The sequence below is a fragment of the Streptomyces sp. NPDC040410 genome, assembly GCF_055595715.1.
In genome coordinates, this window is sequence record NZ_JBVIVK010000010.1 from 92,408 (window position 1) to 106,650 (window position 14,243).

General features: G+C 71.8%; 15 protein-coding genes. 6 read left to right on the top strand and 9 right to left on the bottom strand.

Translation table 11 applies throughout. The features are described 5' to 3' along the window. Window positions 1-84: 84 nt before the first annotated feature. From ACZ562_RS20785 to ACZ562_RS20805, 5 genes are all read left to right on the top strand, one after another. A complete protein-coding gene (locus ACZ562_RS20785) occupies window positions 85-1,524 on the top strand; it encodes an MFS transporter (RefSeq protein ID WP_471181532.1) in 1,440 nt (479 codons plus the stop codon). A gap of 204 nt (window positions 1,525-1,728) precedes the next feature. Further along, window positions 1,729-2,487: a DeoR/GlpR family DNA-binding transcription regulator gene (locus tag ACZ562_RS20790; RefSeq protein ID WP_471181079.1), complete on the top strand. Its 759-nt coding sequence runs from the start codon at window positions 1,729-1,731 to the stop codon at window positions 2,485-2,487. Then, complete coding sequence (pfkB, locus tag ACZ562_RS20795) at window positions 2,484-3,431, top strand: 1-phosphofructokinase (RefSeq protein ID WP_471181082.1); 948 nt, start codon at window positions 2,484-2,486, stop codon at window positions 3,429-3,431. The genes ACZ562_RS20790 and pfkB overlap by 4 nt, the downstream gene beginning before the upstream one ends. A gap of 228 nt (window positions 3,432-3,659) precedes the next feature. After that, the gene (locus tag ACZ562_RS20800; protein WP_471181085.1) at window positions 3,660-5,717 is read left to right on the top strand and encodes a PTS fructose transporter subunit IIABC; all 2,058 of its coding nucleotides are present in this window, start codon (window positions 3,660-3,662) and stop codon (window positions 5,715-5,717) included. 236 nt (window positions 5,718-5,953) lie between these two features. After that, the gene (locus ACZ562_RS20805; protein WP_471181088.1) at window positions 5,954-6,208 is read left to right on the top strand and encodes a hypothetical protein; all 255 of its coding nucleotides are present in this window, start codon (window positions 5,954-5,956) and stop codon (window positions 6,206-6,208) included. 18 nt (window positions 6,209-6,226) lie between these two features. Here ACZ562_RS20805 and ACZ562_RS20810 read toward each other — a convergent pair whose 3' ends face one another. From ACZ562_RS20810 to ACZ562_RS20825, 4 genes are all read right to left on the bottom strand, one after another. After that, on the bottom strand, window positions 6,227-6,973 hold the full coding sequence (locus ACZ562_RS20810; protein WP_471181091.1) for a DUF6227 family protein: 747 nt from the start codon (window positions 6,971-6,973) through the stop codon (window positions 6,227-6,229). Between the two features lie 198 nt (window positions 6,974-7,171). Beyond that, the gene (locus tag ACZ562_RS20815) at window positions 7,172-8,389 is read right to left on the bottom strand and encodes a L,D-transpeptidase (RefSeq protein ID WP_471181093.1); all 1,218 of its coding nucleotides are present in this window, start codon (window positions 8,387-8,389) and stop codon (window positions 7,172-7,174) included. Window positions 8,390-8,542: 153 nt separating this feature from the next. Continuing rightward, window positions 8,543-9,571 (bottom strand): P1 family peptidase, encoded by a 1,029-nt coding sequence (locus tag ACZ562_RS20820; protein WP_471181096.1) that lies wholly within the window; start codon window positions 9,569-9,571, stop codon window positions 8,543-8,545. Between the two features lie 61 nt (window positions 9,572-9,632). Next, window positions 9,633-9,908, bottom strand: coding sequence for a hypothetical protein (locus ACZ562_RS20825; RefSeq protein ID WP_471181099.1), 276 nt, complete (start codon window positions 9,906-9,908; stop codon window positions 9,633-9,635). Between ACZ562_RS20825 and ACZ562_RS20830 the strand changes: the two genes are divergently transcribed. Beyond that, the gene (locus tag ACZ562_RS20830; RefSeq protein ID WP_471181102.1) at window positions 9,909-10,091 is read left to right on the top strand and encodes a hypothetical protein; all 183 of its coding nucleotides are present in this window, start codon (window positions 9,909-9,911) and stop codon (window positions 10,089-10,091) included. Between the two features lie 17 nt (window positions 10,092-10,108). Here the strand turns inward: ACZ562_RS20830 and mscL are convergent, their stop codons facing one another. The 5 genes from mscL to ACZ562_RS20855 all read right to left on the bottom strand — a co-directional run bounded on the left by mscL (window position 10,109) and on the right by ACZ562_RS20855 (window position 13,996). Further along, window positions 10,109-10,573 carry a large conductance mechanosensitive channel protein MscL gene (mscL, locus tag ACZ562_RS20835; RefSeq protein ID WP_471181104.1) on the bottom strand — a complete coding sequence of 155 codons (465 nt, stop codon included), beginning with the start codon at window positions 10,571-10,573 and terminating at the stop codon, window positions 10,109-10,111. Window positions 10,574-10,658: 85 nt separating this feature from the next. Beyond that, a complete protein-coding gene (locus ACZ562_RS20840) occupies window positions 10,659-11,195 on the bottom strand; it encodes a hypothetical protein (RefSeq protein WP_471181105.1) in 537 nt (178 codons plus the stop codon). A 199-nt stretch (window positions 11,196-11,394) separates the two neighbouring features. Further along, entirely contained in the window at window positions 11,395-12,228 is an 834-nt protein-coding gene (locus ACZ562_RS20845) for an S-methyl-5'-thioadenosine phosphorylase (RefSeq protein ID WP_471181107.1), read from the bottom strand. Between the two features lie 98 nt (window positions 12,229-12,326). Further along, window positions 12,327-12,665 carry an FmdB family zinc ribbon protein gene (locus ACZ562_RS20850; protein WP_471181109.1) on the bottom strand — a complete coding sequence of 113 codons (339 nt, stop codon included), beginning with the start codon at window positions 12,663-12,665 and terminating at the stop codon, window positions 12,327-12,329. 68 nt (window positions 12,666-12,733) lie between these two features. Beyond that, window positions 12,734-13,996 (bottom strand): MFS transporter, encoded by a 1,263-nt coding sequence (locus ACZ562_RS20855; protein WP_471181111.1) that lies wholly within the window; start codon window positions 13,994-13,996, stop codon window positions 12,734-12,736. Window positions 13,997-14,243 lie beyond the last annotated feature (247 nt).

Consider the following 14,243-nt stretch of genomic DNA (forward strand, 5'->3'; position numbering starts at 1 on the left):
TCCGACAGCCCGGACAGCCCCACCGGCCCGGCAGACGCGGCCCGCACCGCGGACCGCCGCCGCTGGTTCGCCCTCGCGATCGTGATGACCGCGGCCTTCATGGACCTCGTCGACGTCACGATCGTCAACATCGCGATCCCGTCGATCCGGCGGGACGCGGGCGCGTCCTTCAGCCAGATCCAGTGGATAACCGCCGGTTACGCGCTCGCCTTCGCCGCCGGCCTCATCACCGGCGGGCGGCTCGGCGACATCCACGGCCGCAAGCGGCTGTTCCTCGTCGGCATCGGCGGCTTCACCGTCGCCTCCGCGCTGTGCGGCTTCGCCGCGGGCCCGGAGATGCTGGTCGCCTCCCGCATCCTGCAGGGCGCCATGGCGGCGCTGATGGTGCCGCAGGTCCTGTCGATCGTGCACGCCACCTTCCCGGCGCACGAGAGGGGCAAGGTGTTCGGTCTGTTCGGCGCGATCGTCGGGCTCGGGGCGGTCTCCGGCCCGCTGCTCGGCGCCCTGCTCACCGAGTGGAACCTCTTCGGCCTGGAATGGCGCCCGATCTTCCTCATCAACCTGCCGGTCGGCATCGCGGGCCTCGTCCTCGGCCGCCGCTTCATCACGGAGTCGAAGGCGCCGAAGGCGCTGAAGCTCGACCTCGTCGGGGTCGCCCTCGTCACCCTGGGCCTGCTGATGCTGCTCTACCCGCTGACCCGCGGCCGTGAGCTGGGCTGGCCGCTGTGGGGTTACGTCTCGATGGGCGGCGCGCTCGCCGTCTTCGCGGCACTGGTGGCGTACGAACGGCGCAAGACCGCCCGCGACGGCTCCCCGCTCGTCGAACTGTCCCTGTTCAAGGTGAAGAGCTTCGCCGCCGGCATCGCGGTGCAGACCGTCTTCGGAGTCGCACTCGGCATCTTCTTCCTGGTGTGGACGCTGTACATGCAGGACGGCCTCGGCTGGAGGCCGCTGCGGGCCGGGCTGACCGGCGTCCCGTTCTCGATCGCCGTCTCGGCGGCGGCCGGCATCTCGGTCCAGAAGCTGGTCCCGCGCTTCGGACGCAGGGTCCTGCAGGCGGGCGCGCTGGTGATGGCGGCGGGTGTCCTGATCTACCTCTGGGAGTCCGGGCGGTACGGCATGGCGATCGCCTCCTGGCAGATGGCCCTTCCGCTGGTCGTGATGGGTGTGGGCATGGGCCTGATCGTCGCCCCGCTGACGGACGCGGTGCTGTCGGGCGTACCGCGCGAGCACTCGGGTTCGGCTTCGGGTCTCATCAACACCGTGCAGCAGATGGGCAACGCGCTGGGGCTCGGCCTGGTGTCCGTGGTCTTCTTCGGCGTGATCGACGACGACCTGCGACGCGGTGAGGTCGGCCCGGCCTTCGTGGACGCCTTCCAGCATGCACTGGGCTGGGTGGCCGCCGTGATGGTCGCCATCTTCCTGTTGATGTTCGCGCTGCCGGGGCGGGTGGCGCAGCACGGTGAAGGGGCGGCCGAGGAACGGATTTCGGTGGAGGGGCCGGAGCGCGAGCTCGTGTCGTGAGCCGACGCTCCCGGTGAAGGCCCGGTACCTGATGCGGTGCCGGGTCTTCCGCATGTCCCCACCCACCCCTTCCTCCCCACCGGACAGACCGGAAGTCCGTTCATGCCCGATTGCGCCCGAACCTGTTTACTTTTCTGAAACAGGGGCGTAGCCTCCCAGGCGAAGCCACATGTTCGGGCATCGGTCGGTGGGAGGAGAGCGGGCATGTACGCACCGGAGCGGCAGCAGGAGATCCTCCGGCTCGCCCGTGAGGGCGGCCGGGTGGACGTGGTGTCGCTGGCCGAGGCATTCCAGGTCACGGCGGAGACGATCCGCCGGGATCTGAAGGCCCTCGACCGGGCCGGTCTCGTCCGCCGGGTGCACGGCGGTGCCATCCCGGCAGGGCGCCTCGACTTCGAGCCGGACCTCAGCGAGCGCGAGTCGACCGCGGCCGACGAGAAGGACCGGATCGCCAAGGCGGCCCTGGCGGAGCTGCCGATGGAGGGCGCGGTGATCCTCGACGCCGGTACGACCGTCGCCCGCCTGGCCGGCGCGATCCCGCTGGAGGCGGAGCTCACCGTGGTCACGCATTCCCTGCCGATCGCGGCCCGCCTCGCGGACCACCCCGGGATGCAGCTCCACCTCGTCGGGGGGCGCGTGCGGCACCGTACGCGCGCCGCCGTGGACGCCTGGGCGCTGCGTGCGTACGCCGAGATCCGGGCCGATGTCCTGTTCGTGGCGGCCAACGGTTTCTCGGCCGAGGGCCTGACCACTCCGGACCTCGCCGAGGCCGCGGTCAAGCGCGCGGCGATCGCCGCGGCCCGCCGGGTGGTGCTGCTCGCCGACTCCTCCAAGCACGGTCAGGAGCACTTCGCCCGCTTCGGTGACCTGAGCGACGTGGACCTGCTGATCACCGACAGCGGGCTGAGCGGAGAAGACGCCGCCGCCATCGAGCGCGGCGGCACGGAAGTAGTGCGCGCATGATCCTCACCGTCACCCCGAACCCGTCCCTCGACCGCACGTACGAGGTCCCTTCGCTGGAGCGCGGAGGGGTCATCCGCGCCGCCGGTGAGCGCATGGACCCCGGCGGCAAGGGCGTCAACGTCTCTCGCGCCGTCGCGGCGGCCGGACAGCGCACGGTCGCGGTGCTGCCCCTGGGCGGGGCGCCGGGGGCGCAGGTCGCCGAGCTGCTCGACGCGCAGGGCATCGAGGTCGCGCCGGTTCCGGTCGCCGGAGCCACCCGTTCGAACGTCGCTCTCGCGGAGGCGGACGGCGTGCTCACGAAGATCAACGCGCCCGGGCCCGAGCTGTCCGCGGCCGAGCGGGAGCTGCTGCTGGAGACGGTGCGCGCGCAGTCGGGCGACGCCGACTGGATCGCGTGCTGCGGGAGCCTGCCGCGGGGGCTCGCCCCGTCGTGGTACGCCGAGCTGGTCGCGCGGGCGCACGCCGCGGGCGCGCGGATCGCGCTGGACACCTCCGGTCCCGCGCTGCTCGCGGCGCTGCGCGAGCGGCCCGACGTGGTCAAGCCGAACCTGGAGGAACTCGCGGAAGCCGTGGGCCGCCCCCTGGCGACGGTCGGCGACGCCGTGAAGGCGGCCGAGGAGCTGCGCGAGATGGGCGCGCGTGCCGTGCTCGCGAGCCTGGGCGCGGACGGGCAGCTGCTCGTGGACGGCTCGGGCGTCTGGTTCGGCAGCGCGCGCGTCGGCGCCGTACGCAGCGATGTCGGCGCCGGCGACTCCTCGCTCGCCGGGTTCCTGATCGCCGGGGGCAGCGGCCCTGAGGCGCTCGCCTCGGCGGTCGCGCACGGCGCGGCTGCCGTGCGGCTGCCCGGCAGCGTGATGCCGAGGCCGGGCGACCTGGACCTGGCGGCGGTGACCGTCACGGCTGACGTGCCGATGGACCGCCTACTGAAGGCGCCGGTGTCATGACCGGCGTCGTGCGCTGCGGCCTTCGCGCCGGACCGGTCCTGCAGCGGCGGGGATCCCCGTTACCCGCCGCGGCCGAAGGGCGGCAGGGCCACCTCAGCTGCCCTGCCGCCCGGTGGAGGCACAGCTTCCCCGGCCCCGCCTCCACCGCCTCCGAAATCGCCGACCGCACCCCCGTCCCCACCCCGGCCACCCCACTCCCCGGGCGATACGCGTGCGAAGGAGCCCGCGATGAGCGACATGATCACCGCGGACCTGGTCGACCTCGACCTGTCCGCCGACACGAAGGACGCGGCGGCGCGTTCTCTCGCCGAGCGCATGGTCGCCCTGGGCCGGGTGACCGACCTGGACGGCTTCCTCGCCGACGTGGCAGCACGCGAGGCCCAGATGCCGACCGGCCTGGACGGCGGCATCGGCATCCCGCACTGCCGCAGTGAGCACGTCACCGAGCCGACGCTCGCCTTCGGGCGCAGCTCCGCGGGCATCGACTTCGGCGCGGCGGACGGCCCCGCAGACCTGATCTTCCTGATCGCCGCCCCCGCCGGCGCCGACGACGCCCACCTGACGATCCTGTCGTCGCTGGCCCGTCAGCTCATGAACGCCGAGTTCACCGACGCACTGCGGTCGGAATCCGAGGCGGCGGCCGCGGCCGCGCTCATCCGCCAGGACGAGCCCGCGGCGGCTGCCGAGGGTGCCTCCGAAGACTCCGTGGCGGAGCCGGCGGCGGCCTCCGCCGGCGCCGCCACGGTCACCACGCCGCCGGACGACGGTGCCTCCGGCGCCGGCGAGCGGCCGTTCCGTATCGTCGCGGTCACCTCCTGCCCGACCGGCATCGCCCACACCTACATGGCGGCCGAGTCGCTGGAGAACGCGGGCCGGGACGCGGGTGTCGAGATCGTCGTCGAGACGCAGGGCTCGGCCGGCTTCACCCGGCTCGACCCGGCCGTGATCGCGGCGGCCGACGGCGTGATCTTCGCCCACGACGTGTCCGTACGAGAGAAGGACCGCTTCGCCGGCAAGCCGACCGTCGACGTCGGTGTGAAGGCGGGCATCAACCGGCCCACCGAGCTCATCTCCGAGGTCCGCGGCAAGGCGGAGCGCGGCGAGGCCACCGCGGGGGCCGCGCCCGGTACGCCGGTCGAGCGCGCCGGCGAATCCGGCGAGGGCTACGGCAGCAAGCTGCGCAAGTGGCTGATGAGCGGCGTCAGCTACATGGTCCCGTTCGTCGCGGCGGGCGGCCTGCTGATCGCCCTCGGCTTCGCGATCGGCGGCTACAAGATCAACAAGGCGCCGTCGGTCATGGACCACTTCGTGTGGAACCAGGGCGACAGCTGGGCCGCGCTGCTCTTCCAGATCGGCGTCGTGTCCTTCGGCTTCCTGGTCCCGGTCCTGGCGGGCTACATCGCCTACGGCATGGCGGACCGGCCCGGGATCGTCCCCGGCTTCGTCGGCGGCGCGATCTCGGTGACCATCAACGCGGGCTTCCTCGGAGGACTCGTGGCCGGTCTGATCGCCGGTGGCGTGGTGCTGTCGATCCAGAAGGTGAAGATCCCGCCGTCGGTGCGCGGCATCATGCCCGTGGTCGTGATCCCGCTGATCTCCTCGGCGATCGTCGGATTCCTGATGTTCGTGGTGATCGGCAAGCCCATCGCCTCGGCCCAGAAGGGCCTGACCGACTGGCTGAACGGCCTCACCGGCTCCAACGCCGTCCTGCTCGGCGCCCTGCTCGGCCTGATGATGTGCTTCGACCTCGGCGGCCCGGTCAACAAGGTCGCGTACACCTTCGCCACCGCCGGCATCGCGGTCGCGAGCCCCAGCGACTCCGCCATGAAGATCATGGCGGCCGTTATGGCGGCGGGTATGGTCCCGCCGCTGGCCATGGCCCTGGCGACGACCGTGCGCGGCAAGCTCTTCACACAGACGGAGCGCGAGAACGGCAAGGCCGCCTGGGTGCTGGGCGCCTCGTTCATCTCGGAGGGCGCGATCCCGTTCGCCGCGGCCGACCCGCTGCGCGTCATCCCCTCATCGATGGTGGGCGGCGCGGTCACCGGAGCCCTGTCGATGGCCTTCGACGCCACGCTGCGCGCCCCGCACGGCGGCATCTTCGTGGTCCCGCTGATCGGCAACCCGTTCCTCTACCTGGTCGCCATCGCGGTGGGCGTGGGCGTCACGACGGCGCTGGTCGTCGTCCTGAAGGGCATGAGCAAGCCGGCTCCGGGGGCCGTGGCCACGGGGTCCGGAGCGGGCGCGGAGGCTCCGGCGGCGGAGAAGCAGCCCGTGGCGGCGTAGTCCTCACCGGAACGCAGGCCGCACCGCGGCGACTGCCGCAGCCCCAGCGGGACGAGGCTGCGGCCGGCCGTGCGGCGTTCGTGCCCCTGGCGTGTTGCCGCCCGTCTGCCGTTCGCTTCTCCTGGCGTGCTGCCGTCCTCGTGTCCCTTTGGGGTGCTGTGAGGTTGTTCACGGCACCTGGGAGATACATCACGATACGGGGCCAAAATCCCGGACCGTGATGTCTACTGGACCGCATGCCTGAGCACGTCTCGATATACCAGCTGCTGGGTGTGAGCTTTCTCGTCCTGGTGACCCTCGCCTGGACGATGGGACTGGCCCACATGCTGCGCCGCGGCCGCTTCGAAGCCGCCCTGCGGCGCGCGGGCGGTACCCTGCCCGCCCTCCCGTACCGGCGGCAGACCGGCCCCCGTCCGGAGTCCGTCGAACTGACTCCGGCGGAGGAGGACGCGTTCGCGGGTCTGGTACGGCAGTTCAGCGACGGCCGCTGAGGCGCCCGGGGGCGCCGGTCACGAGACCTGTGCCGCTCGCCTCTCCATCGCCTCCCGGGCCACTTCCTCGCTCACGTACACCTCGCACATGTGCCGCCCGTCGGGTGTAGCCGTGTGCTCGACCTCCCAGAGGGAGACCTCCTGCCCGTCGCGCAGCAGGAACGCGTGCTCGTAGAGCGAGAAGGGCAGGGCGCCGCGCCCCGCGCGGTACGGGCGGCCGAAGGCCTGCGTGATCTGGTGCGCGAAGGCCGTGGTCAGCAGGGCGGCGGTCGCCGCGTCCGGCCGGTCGGGGTTCTCCGCCCGGCGCAGGAGCCGGCGCGCGTGGTCGGCCGAGTCGTCCGGCACGTACGCGTGCCGGGGCGGGTGCACCGGCGACAGCTGGACCGTCACCGGCAGTTCGAAGTCCGGCGCGTCCGCCGGCAGCGGCAGCCGGGCGGTCGCGGCACGCAGCTCCTCCTCGTCGGCGTACACCTCGTGCTGCGGGTCGCTGCCCGGCGCGGTGTTGTGGACGAGCTCCCACAGCGTGAGCGCCGAGCCGTCGGCGAGCAGCCAGGTGTGCCGGTATGTCTCGCGGTGCAGCCCCGCGCTGTGGTGCGCGGAGTGCAGGGAACTGTCGTGCGCCAGGGCGCAGTCGAGCCGCCGAATCGCCTCGTCGGGCAGCTCGAACGAGTTGAGGGCGCGACCGAGGAGTCGCGCGAGGTGCTCCTCCGGAGACTCGGGCGACTCGGGTGGTTCGTACGCTGTCGTCTCGTACGGAACGCTCAAGGTTTCTCCCGGCGTTGCTGCATGTCACCTTGTGGGTGCATACCGTAGCCCCTCGATCGGACATCATGTCCGGGAACCGAGAAAACGTACGCCCGGGAAACGCCCGGGCCGCCCGGGAAGTTCCCAGGCGGCCCCGAGGATCCGTCAAAACGCGCCGGTCGAAGGGCACTTCGCCGGATCGGGTGGTCTGAGCCGTGATCAGGCGGCGCTCCCCGCGATCCACTCGCTCCAGGCCATGTTCCAGCCGTTGAGTCCGTTGTCCGGCGTCACCTTCTTGTCGGGAGAGTTCTTGACGATCACGACGTCGCCGACGATCGAGTTGTCGTAGTACCACTTGGCGTTCGTGTCGCCCTGCGCGCCCTGGACGTCCTGGAGGCCCACACAGCCGTGGCTGGTGCCCTCGCGGCCGAAGGGCGGGTTGGCCTTGTCGTACCAGTAGTTGCCGTGGATGAAGGTCCCCGACGTGGTCAGCCGCATCGCGTGCGGGACGTCCGGAATGTCGTAGGCGTTGGCGAGGGCGACCGTCCTGCTGTCCATGTGGAGCTGCGTGAACTTCTCGGAGATCACCATCTGGCCGTTGTACGTGGTGAACTCCGGGCTGCCCGTCGAGACGGGCAGCGACCTGAGGGTCTTGCCGTCCCGTACGACCGTCATGGTCTGCGTGTTGACGTCGACCGTGGAGACCTGCGACCGCCCGATCGTGAACGCGACGGACTTCTTCTGCACCCCGTAGACGCCGTTCGCGCCCTCGACCCCGTCCAGGTCGATCTTCATCGTGACCTTGGAGCCGGACTTCCAGTACTCCTCGGGACGGAAGTCGAGCCGCTGCGCCCCGAACCAGTGCCCGACGACCTCCTGCCCGCTGCTGGAGGTGACCGTGATGTGGGACTGCACGGCCTTCTTGTCGCTGATCGCCTTGTCGAAGGTGAACGACACCGGCATCCCGACGCCGACCGTGGTGCCGTTGTCCGGCGTGTACGTCCCGATGAAGCTGTTCGCCGAACTGACGGTGGTGAACGTCGAGTCGGCGGCCACCCTCTTGCCGTTCGCGCCTTTCGCGGTCGCCGATATCTCGTACTTCGTCCCGCGCTCCAGCTGTTCCTTCGGCTTCCAGGAACCGCCGTCCGCCGACAACGAGCCCGGCACGGCCTGCCCCGTCTCCGCCACCGTCATCTTGACGTCGGTCAGCGTGCCGTCGCTGACCTTCACGCCGGTCGTGTTGATCGACGCGCCGTTCGAGCCGTCCTTCGCCGAGATGACGATCTTCGCGGTGGAGGTGCCGGCGGAGTCCTTGCCGTCCTTGCTGTCGTTGCTCGCGTTGGCGTCGCCACCGCAGGCGGTGAGGGTGAGGGTGCCGACCATCAGGGCGGCACAGGCCCCCACTACGCGCCGCGCTGCTATGTCCGGCGTTGTCACGGGCTGCTCCAGGTTCGTGTGATGTGCGTGGTCCGCTCCAGTGCGTGGAGAAAGAGGGATTCGACGGCCGGTGAGGTTCCCTCCGGCCGCCTTTGACGCCATCGCGTGACAGAACCGGGACAATCGCCCTGCCTCAGGGGGCGGGCGCCGCGCTCACCTACTCCCGTACAACTCCTCGTACGACGGCCACGAGCCACCCGGCCCCTCCGCCGACTCGGCGGCGCGCACGGCGCGCACGATCGCCCGCGTCACCATGTCCGCCCCCGCCGCGAGGATCTCGTTCAGGGCCAGGGGGTCCTCCGCATGGAGCGGGCGGCCTCCTGTGGCGAGAGCGAACACCGTGTCTCCGTCGTGGAGCAGATGCACCGGCCGCACGGCGCGCGCGATGCCGTCGTGCGCCGTGCCGGCCAGCTTCTGCGCCTGTGCCTTCGACAGGCCGGCGTCGGTGGCGACCACCGCGAGCGTCGTGTTCAGCGGGGGAGGCGCGTTCTTCGCCGCGGTTTCCGTGAGGCGCCGGCGGGCGGCGTCGTGGACGTGTGCCTCCGGGTACTCCACGCGCCCCTGGAACAACTCCCCGTACAGGACGCCCGTTTCCGGATCCGTCACCGACCCCGCGGCGTTGGCCACCACCAGCGCGGCCACGGTGACCCCCGAGCCGAGGACGGTGCTCGCGGTGCCGACTCCGCCCTTCATCCGACCGACCGCGGCTCCCGTACCGGCGCCCACGCAGCCTTCCGGCACCCGTGCTCCGGGCGTGCTCGCGGCGGCGGCCTCGACCGCCGCCCGGCCGGTGGCCGCGTCCGGCCTGGCCCGGAAGTCGCCACCCCGCCCCAGGTCGAAGACGCAGGCCGCCGGCACCACGGGCACGACGTGCGCCGGGTCCGTCCCCACGGGCACCCCGCGCCCCTCCTCCTCCAGCCAGGCCATCACCCCGGATGCCGCGTCGAGCCCGTACGCGCTCCCTCCGGTCAGGACGATCGCGTCGACCTTCTGCACGAGGTTGCGCGGGTCGAGCGCGTCGGTCTCCTTGGTGCCGGGACCCCCTCCGCGTACGTCCACGGCGGCTACGGCCCCGCCGTCGGGGGCGAGCACGACCGTGGTGCCGGTGAGCCAACCGTCGCCGGCACGCGTCGCGTGCCCCACCCGCACGCCGGTGACGTCCGTCAATGCGTCAACTGTCATGGGGGCAGTCTCGTTCAGCCACCGCCGTGTCCGTCACCTTCCGGACGCCGTGTCCGGCACGTCAGGCGGCCGGCGCCGGGGCCCTCCTTTCCCGGAGGGCCGTGCGCGAGGTCAGCGCCACCCCGGCCGCCACCGCCATTGCCGCCACCAGACCCGCCGCCAGAACGGCCCGGTCGCCGAGGAACGTGCAGAGGATCACCAGCAGTGCCGTGGTCGGCAGGCCGGTTGCTGCTGTGCCCACCTCGAAGTGGCGCGCGTGCAGCGCCCGGAAGCCACCGAGATTCTCGTGAATGGATCCACCGGCGATCGCGCCGCCCAGGGCCCGTACCCTGGACACATGAGCACCGCCCCCGAGTCCGAGCCGCGCGAGCCGAAGGCCGCGCTGATCTTCGACGACCCGCTGGACCAGCAGTCCTCGGACGACACGGACCGGGGATGGGGCGAGCGGCCCGGTGCCGCCGGCGACAGCGCGGCCGACCTGAAGCGCTTCCTCGACGAGAAGCCGCCCCACCACGTCTGAGCCCGGAGGGCCAGGTCCTACGGCTCGTTGTGGCCCGCCCCCCGCTGCTGCTGCGCGAGCAGGGCGTCGCGGATCTCTTCCAGCACCTCCAGCTCGGTCACCTCGATGACCTCGTGCATGCCCTCCCTCGCCTTCCTCCGGGTCTCCTGCCGCGCCAGGTACTTCGACATGGGCAGGACCATCAGGAAGTAGACGACGGAAGCGGTGATCACGAACGTCAGCGTGGCGCCGAGAACCGAGCCCCACAGCAGCCGGATGCCCTGGTCGCCCTCGCACGTCGGGCTCAGGCAGGAGCTGTAGTTGTCGAGGTTCTGCGTGCCGATCGCACCGACCAGCGGGTTGATCAGGCCCTTCACCACCGAGTTGACGATGTTGGTGAAGGCGGCGCCGATCACCACCGCTACTGCCAGATCGACGACGTTCCCGCGCATCAGGAAGGCCTTGAAGCCCTGCCAGACGTTCGGTTCCTTCTTCTCGCTCACCTCGGGGGCCTCTCGTCGTGTGCACAGGTCGTGGAACGAACAGCTCCGCAACCTACGTCAGGGCGAGGCGGCCCTGTCCACCGGCTCAGCACAGCGTCACCGCCAGCCGGGCCGTCGCGCTCGCACCGGCCAGGCGCGTCGCGGTGGAACGCGGCACCGAGAGCACGACCAGCGCCCCGCCCTCGGTCGCGGCGTCCAAGGGCTCCGGCACCTTCGTCACCCGCGCACCGCGTGCGACCAGCGTCGCCTCGCCGCCCGCCGACGCTTCCCCTGCGGCGACGACGTCCACGCGGTCGCCGGGCCGCAGCAGCCGGACCGTGGCGCCGTCGGCGATCCGCACCGGCGCGGTCACCATCTCGACGGCGCGGTGCTCCCGCACCGGCTCGGACACCGGATGACCGCGTGCCCGGTCGGCGTCCCGCGGCCCCGCGGCCACGAGCGCGGCCGCGGTGACGACCAGCCCGGCCGCCACGGCCCGCCGCCGGTGCCGTACGAACCGGCGCAGCCGATATCGCCCGCCCCGGACGCGCACGGGAGCGAAGTGCGGCACCTCGCGGGTCGCGGGAGCCTCCGGGCCGATCGGGCGGGGAGCCCACGAAGGCGATGGAGAACGCGAGGGCAAGAGATGAGAGGAGTGAGGGAACGACACGGGACCACCACCTGTGGACGAGGGATCGGCTTGCTCTGCCACGATGACGCTTCGCGCCGCCGCCCGCCGGACCCGGTGGACCACCGGCCGGATGTGGACAACTCCCTCACCCGAACGGGACGTTCCGCCCAGCCTCGCCTCTCTCCGTGCTCCGCCGCCCCGCTCCGGTGCCCTACGGCAGCTCGAACCCCGGATCCATCCCGCCGAGCGCCGACGTGCAGGGGCAGTCCCGCTCCTCGTTCGAGGGCAGCGCGGCCACCGCGTCGAAGAGCACGCCGCGCAGCCGGTCCACGTTCGCCGCGAACACTCGCAGCACCTCGTCGTGGGACACGCCCTCGCCGGTCTCCGCGCCGGCGTCGAGGTCGGTGACCAGCGTCAGCGTGGCGTAGCAGAGCTCGAGCTCACGGGCGAGCGCCGCCTCGGGGTGACCCGTCATGCCGACCACGGCCCAGCCCTGTGCCTGGTGCCACAGGGATTCGGCCCTGGTCGAGAAACGCGGCCCCTCGATCACGACCAGCGTGCCGCCGTCCACCGGCTCCCAGTCCTGCCCGCGCGCAGCCTTCAGCGCGGCCGCGCGCCCGGCCGGGCAGTAGGGGTCGGCCAGTGACACGTGCACCACGTTCGGGACGGTGCCGCCGGGCAGCGGCAGCCCGTCGAAGTACGACTGCGCCCGGGACTTCGTACGGTCGACCAGCTGGTCCGGCACCAGCAGCGTGCCGGGCCCGTACTCGGGGCGCAGGCCGCCCACCGCGCACGGGCCGAGTACCTGGCGCACCCCGACCGAGCGCAGCGCCCACAGGTTCGCGCGGTAGTTGATGCGGTGCGGCGGCAGATGGTGGCCGCGTCCGTGCCGCGGCAGGAAGGCGACCCGCCGTCCGGCGATCTCACCGAAAAAGAGGGAGTCGCTGGGTGAGCCGTAGGGGGTGTCCACCTGGATCTCGGTCACGTCGTCGAGGAACGAGTAGAAGCCGGAGCCGCCGATTACACCGATCTCTGCGTTCGCCATGACCAGCACATTAGCTGGCGTCGCGCCGGCACAGGGAGCGGGTGGGGAAACGCCGAGAACCCTGCCGTCGTACGACGGCAGGGTCGGGTGAGCGAGTGCTACGCGGCCGAGCTGCTGCCGGCCGAGGTGCCGGTGCTCGACGACTTCGAGTCCGAGGACGACGAAGAGGACGAAGAGGACGAAGGTGCCGAAGGCGACGAGGACGACGTGGTGGACGTCGACGACTTCGAGGACGACGACGGCGAGCTGCTCGACGAGGAGCCGCGGCTGTCGTTGCGGTAGAAGCCGGAGCCCTTGAAGACAATGCCGACCGCGGAGAACACCTTCTTCAGGCGGCCATCGCAGTTGGGGCACTCGGTCAGGGCGTCGTCGGTGAACTTCTGCACCGCCTCGAGGCCCTCGCCGCACTCGGTGCACTGGTACTGGTAGGTCGGCACTTGTCTTCCTCCTGGCACTCTCACTCAATGAGTGCTAACGAGCGTCCATAGTGACGTATTCCTGAGGATCAGTCCACTGCCACCGGCACGCGGTGACCGACGCCACGTGTGACGGTACGGCCGCGGGGCCGCGCCGCGAGCCGCGAGCGCAGCGCCACCAGGGTGACCAGGGCGAGCACCGTGCCGCCCGTCGGCACCAGGAATCCGGAGCCGTCCGAGAAGCGGTCCTCCAGCTGTCCGGCGGCCGTGACGGCGGCCGCCTGGCCGAGCGCCACCGCGCCGGTCAGCCAGGTGAAGGCCTCGGTGCGGGCGCCGGCCGGGACCAGATCCTCGACCAGGGTGTAGCCGGTGATCAGGGCGGGCGCGATGCACATGCCGACCAGGAGGCCGAGGCCGGCCAGGACGAGGACGGAGTGAGCGGCCCACAGGCCGGAGGCGGTCAGCGCGAGGGCGGCGTACCCGATGACGAGGCGCCGCTGCGGGGCGGCCTTCCAGGAGACGGCACCGCAGACGACGCCGGAGAGCATGTTGCCCGCGGCGAAGACGCCGTACAGGACGCCGTTCAGACCGGGCTCGCCGATCGACTCGGTGAACGCGGCCAGCGAGACCTGCATACCGCCGAAGACGGATCCGATGCCCAGGAAGGCCGCGATCAGGACGCGCACCCCGGGGACGCGCAGAGCGGAACCGTGCTCCACGCGCGCGTGCCCCGCGGTGGTGACGGGGGGCTGCGTGCTCTTCTGCGCGGCGAACAGCAGACCGCCGAGCAGGGTGAGCGAGGCCTCCGTCAGCAGGCCCGCGGCGGGGTCGACCGTGGCGCACAGGGCGGTGGCCAGCAGGGGCCCGACGACGAAGGTCAGCTCGTCCGTGACGGACTCGAAGGCGGCCGCGGTGGTCATCAGGGGCGAGCCCTGGAGCTTCACGCCCCAGCGGGCGCGCACCATGGGGCCGATCTGCGGCACCGAGGCGCCGGTGGGCACGGCCGCCGCGCACAGTGCCCACAGCGGCGCGTGCGCCAACGCGAGTGCTGTCAGGGCCAGGCCCGACAGTGCGTGGACCAGCACGCCGGGAAGCAGTACGGCACGCTGCCCGTAGCGGTCCGCGAGGCGGCCGCTGCAGGGCGCGAACAGTGCCATGGAGACGCCGGTGACGGCCGCGGCGGCGCCCGCCGCGCCGTACGAGCCGGTGGTGTGCTGCACGAGCAGCACGATGGAGATGGTGAGCATCGCGAAGGGCTGGCGTGCCGCGAAGCCGGGGAGCAGGAACGTCCAGGCGCCACGGGTACGCAGCAGCTGCCCGTACCCGGGGCGGGAGGTGACCGTGGATGCCACGGCCCGTGCCTTTCTGCCGCCTGGTAGCGCGTGGCCCCTGTGGGGGACGGGTTCGCCGAGAGCTGTCCTCTTGCGCGGACTGCGGTAGATACCGGCGCCCACTGGTGAGGGCAGGTCGGCCGCCATGCGGTCGCGCCAGCTCTGCGTCAGGCAGAGTTGGTTCGATCAAAATGCGCCTTCATAGTACAGGGATCATGGCCTGGCGGAGCTGTGAAAATGAGCACCACGCGCGCGTTCACCTGTGAAT

What these genes read in the sequence shown, in the direction of transcription:
- ACZ562_RS20785 (WP_471181532.1), top strand. Translation starts at nt 85, where the DNA reads ATGACCGCGGCCTTCATGGACCTCGTCGACGTCACGATCGTCAACATC.
- ACZ562_RS20790 (WP_471181079.1), top strand. Translation starts at nt 1,729, where the DNA reads ATGTACGCACCGGAGCGGCAGCAGGAGATCCTCCGGCTCGCCCGTGAG.
- pfkB (WP_471181082.1), top strand. Translation starts at nt 2,484, where the DNA reads ATGATCCTCACCGTCACCCCGAACCCGTCCCTCGACCGCACGTACGAG.
- ACZ562_RS20800 (WP_471181085.1), top strand. Translation starts at nt 3,660, where the DNA reads ATGAGCGACATGATCACCGCGGACCTGGTCGACCTCGACCTGTCCGCC.
- ACZ562_RS20805 (WP_471181088.1), top strand. Translation starts at nt 5,954, where the DNA reads ATGCCTGAGCACGTCTCGATATACCAGCTGCTGGGTGTGAGCTTTCTC.
- ACZ562_RS20820 (WP_471181096.1), bottom strand. Translation starts at nt 9,571, where the DNA reads ATGACAGTTGACGCATTGACGGACGTCACCGGCGTGCGGGTGGGGCAC.
- ACZ562_RS20830 (WP_471181102.1), top strand. Translation starts at nt 9,909, where the DNA reads ATGAGCACCGCCCCCGAGTCCGAGCCGCGCGAGCCGAAGGCCGCGCTG.
- ACZ562_RS20845 (WP_471181107.1), bottom strand. Translation starts at nt 12,228, where the DNA reads ATGGCGAACGCAGAGATCGGTGTAATCGGCGGCTCCGGCTTCTACTCG.